Consider the following 3,865-nt stretch of genomic DNA (forward strand, 5'->3'; position numbering starts at 1 on the left):
AAGTGAATTTGATATGGAGCATTTAACAGATGAAGAATTGAAGTTTTGGAAAATGGGAAATGGCATTATTATTTAAATTTAAAATTAACAATAATATGTTTATTCATATTCTAGAGATGATATAACTTATTTTGTATACGTAACAGGGCTTATTGAACAAGAAAACGGCGAAACAATTTCTGCAACGCCATCACACCCATTCTATGTTGATAAACTTGGTTGGACTTTAGCACGTTCACTTCGTGCAGGCGACGTGCTTGTTCTCAGCAATGGTGAACTTGTAACAGTTGAATGGGTTCAGCACGAAATTCTTGAATCACCTATCAAGGTTTATAACTTTGAGGTTGAGGATTTCCATACTTACTTTGTGGGCGAGTGTGGGGTGTTGGTGCATAATGAGTGCCCGAGTCCAAATGGAAGAAAAGGCGGTACTGAACATCAGCAAAAAACTCAGGAAATTAAAGACGATATTAAAGCTAGAAATAACTCTTATCCTGATAAAGAAATGATGTTTGATACAACAGGAGGTTATAAAAATAAGCGATTTGCTGATGTCGTTGAGTATGATGGTGATGAGATAGTTTCTATATATCAGGTTGGAAAGGTAAACAAAAATGGTTTGCCTGTATCCAGAGAATCCAAAGCCATAGAGGATATTATGAATTCATCTAAATATAATGGCGCACCAATTTATTTTATACCATATAATAGCGATAGTGGTCCTATTATATATATGAATTAGTGAGGTTAATCATGGGTAGACAGATAAATTTTTACATGAGTGATAAAATGCGACAGGAGTTTGTGGATTTTCTCACAAACAAAGGCTTTTGTTACGTAGATGACGGGGTCTGTGAAGAGGTAACCTATATTGCACCGTCTGATATTTATAGTTCTTTTAAAGTGTACTTATATAAAAAAGAATTTGGCAAAATATATTTGCGCGATACGGGTATAGTAAAATATATAGATGGCTGTTATAATCCGGTTATCGAGTACATTATATCAAGACCAATCACCAAAACTGTAAAAAGAATCCTAAACGGAAGAGTATGGATGACATCTGATGATCTGTATGATGAAAATGCGGATAGAGAACTCATGACAAAAGAGTATAACAAGATCATTCGATGGTTAAAAAAACATCTTTTATATGAAAATATAGAAGCAGAAAAGTATACATATTGCAAGCATGGGGGATATACAATTAAAGAATATATAGATGAAGAAGCAATCAGAATGATTACTGAAGATGGATTTACATTAGGTTAAAGCTGTAGTATTGAAAATTTTTTCATTATTTGTAATTGCAGCGTAATAGCCTTACGCTGCTCTTTCTTTTTGATAGATATAATGTTCCTGTATAATGGCGAACTCGGCGTAGCTACGGACAGCAACGGTCTCTACTACATGAGGGCGAGGTATTACAACCCCGAGATTAAGCGTTTTATCAATCAGGACGTTATGACGGGTTCAATCGTCAATACCCCGACTTTGAACAGGTACGCATATGTCAACGGCAATCCGATAAGCCTGAACGACCCGTTCGGACTAAGTCCGTTTCTTAACTGGCTTGACGGAATTACGGGACATGATATTCTTGATCTGCTTGGAATGCTTCCGGGTATTGGATTTGTATTTGACGAGCTTGTTCATATTTGTGTAAATGGCGAAACAATTTCTGCTACGCTGACACACCCATTCTATGTTGATAAACTTGGCTGGATTCGCTATTTCACTAAATAATGTAAAATAGTGGCGTTCGTGCGAAAGTGCTGTAGAATGAAAAGACTAACATACATCGCTGCCACTCGATCGTAGACAATTGGCTTGCCGATTGATAATGCTGCTTCTCTGTTATATCCTCGAAGTCGATAAGGTTTGTCGAGATTCTCTTTGAGTTTTCTACCGTAGCGTTTAAACTCATCCTTGATTTTCTGAATGTATTCTGCACGCTTTGCAGGATCATTTTCCATGTCCTGCAAAACGGCATAATAGGTATTCTGTGCACATATTGCTCGACAGTAATGAAGTGCATCTGGAACTCGTGCTTCGGCCTTTGTTAACAAAAAATCACTACCTTTCTCCTCTGCTTCTCTAATGTATTCTTTTAGCTTCGAAACTGCGACTATTCCTTTCAATACAGTACGATTATGCTTACCGCCCTTACCGATACTGAAAATGTGGACAGTTTGGCAGTCAATGAATTTTATATCATCGACTTTTAAGTGCCCAAGTTCACGGCGTCTTAAACCTGTGGTCAATCCAACATCACGAGTTGTTTCACCCGTTTCAGTATTGTATTTTGTCGGATCATTCTTTAAATGAACCCCATGGCGAGGAGGGTGTCTGTAGTCACTTATTTTTTGACCGAAAATCTTGCATAACGCAGATAGATCAGTGTTGAGAGTATCAGCTGATAACCCCCTTGCTTCTCGTACATCAATGTACTCCTGTATATATTTTTCAGCCTCGAACATTGTTAGGTGACTTGTCTGAAACTTTGCTTTAAGATATTTGCAAAATTGTTTTATTACTTTAATATATCTATTAAAGCTGCTTTCTGTAAATATCCTCCATTTATAAATGACTATTTCATCTAAAAACTTTTCAATTTCTTCATCTGAGAAACCTTTGTCTTTTAAATTCTTAATTCTGGCTCTCTTGATACTATTTTTGATTTTTAGTTTATGTTTCTTTGTACCAAAGAAACGCATTCCTGTTAATCTTTTTGTTAGGACGTACTGCAACGTATTATGACCAATTTCTATCTCAATAATTTTACCATCAATTATTCTCTTTATTCTTTTGAATTTACTCATCGAAATACTCCTCTTTATGGTTCTTGCTTTGTGTGTGGGTGGGGTCAAGTGCAGTTGATACTAACAGTATAAAGGTGTTATTTAGCAGCACGCTAAGGCCAGTGAATCGGATCATTCTCCGACCACCAAATGAAGACGCATGTCTTTCGAAAGACATGCTCAGTGGACACCTTTATAGTGTTAGTGGCTCTCTTACGCCGAACCTCGCGCTACTGGTCAGGTAGACTAATTGATCTAAAAAACAATTAGTGGAACCATTTTGGGAGTATTATATTTTTTTATTAATAAATTTGTAAAATGCCAAAAGCTTCTACAAACCGTATGATTTATAATGCAAACTATAACAAAGTGGGTCAGTGCATTTATAATAAAGATCTATGGGATGGACCTTTATTAGATTTTGAATGGAATAGGTTTCATATATGCCAATATTTTAAAAAACGATCATATATGCTATACAAAACGTTATTAGTCTTAACTGTTTATTCAACTACATATTTTTTACAAAACTGTTTTTTGCGTTTCCGAAAATCAGGAATGCAATGTTGGACTTTTTTAAACAAGTATTACCTGTTGGAATTGCTGAGGTAATTTTTTTGCCACATTTAGCAAAAACCACAAAAAAGCAAAAAGAGAGCCCACATTCTTTTTTTAACGAATGTGAGCTCTCTATTTTTGATACAAAAAATAGCATCTAAATGACTTAGATACACTAAACTTATACTTCTTTTAACAATTTTATCTTATCATATTTCTGTTCAAAAGTCAATGCATTTTATCAATAAAATAAAAAATTTATCTGAAGTTTATGCGTTTTCAACAAGGAATAACAAGCGTATTCGGATATAATGTACAAACTGATTGGCGGAAAATATCAACTATCTAAGTTGAACACTCATTATATAATAAGAATGACATTGAATTTCACTATTGATGGTATCAGCAAACGTGATACAGAAAATAAACAACTATTATTCAGCAAACGTGATACAGAAAATAAACAACTATTATTCGCATTAAAACGATATATCATCTTCCTTTGT

4 protein-coding genes are annotated in these 3,865 nt (G+C 34.9%); 3 read left to right on the forward strand and 1 reads right to left on the reverse strand.

Going from position 1 to position 3,865, the window contains the following annotated elements:
• Nucleotides 1-121 precede the first annotated feature (121 nt).
• From DW793_RS13845 to DW793_RS13855, 3 genes are all read left to right on the forward strand, one after another.
• Entirely contained in the window at nt 122-742 is a 621-nt protein-coding gene (locus DW793_RS13845; protein WP_118158491.1) for a polymorphic toxin-type HINT domain-containing protein, read from the forward strand.
• Nucleotides 743-753: 11 nt separating this feature from the next.
• Entirely contained in the window at nt 754-1,272 is a 519-nt protein-coding gene (locus DW793_RS13850; RefSeq protein WP_118158492.1) for a hypothetical protein, read from the forward strand.
• Between the two features lie 81 nt (nt 1,273-1,353).
• Nucleotides 1,354-1,746, forward strand: coding sequence for an RHS repeat-associated core domain-containing protein (locus tag DW793_RS13855; protein ID WP_118158494.1), 393 nt, complete (start codon nt 1,354-1,356; stop codon nt 1,744-1,746).
• Here the strand turns inward: DW793_RS13855 and DW793_RS13860 are convergent.
• Nucleotides 1,731-2,822, reverse strand: a complete 1,092-nt coding sequence (locus tag DW793_RS13860; protein WP_118158493.1) for a hypothetical protein — start codon at nt 2,820-2,822, stop codon at nt 1,731-1,733. The two genes, DW793_RS13855 and DW793_RS13860, sit on opposite strands and share 16 nt — an antisense overlap.
• Between the last annotated feature and the right edge of the window lie 1,043 nt (nt 2,823-3,865).

Source organism: Ruminococcus sp. AM31-15AC (assembly GCF_003462045.1).
GTDB lineage: Bacteria > Bacillota > Clostridia > Oscillospirales > Ruminococcaceae > Hominimerdicola > Hominimerdicola aceti.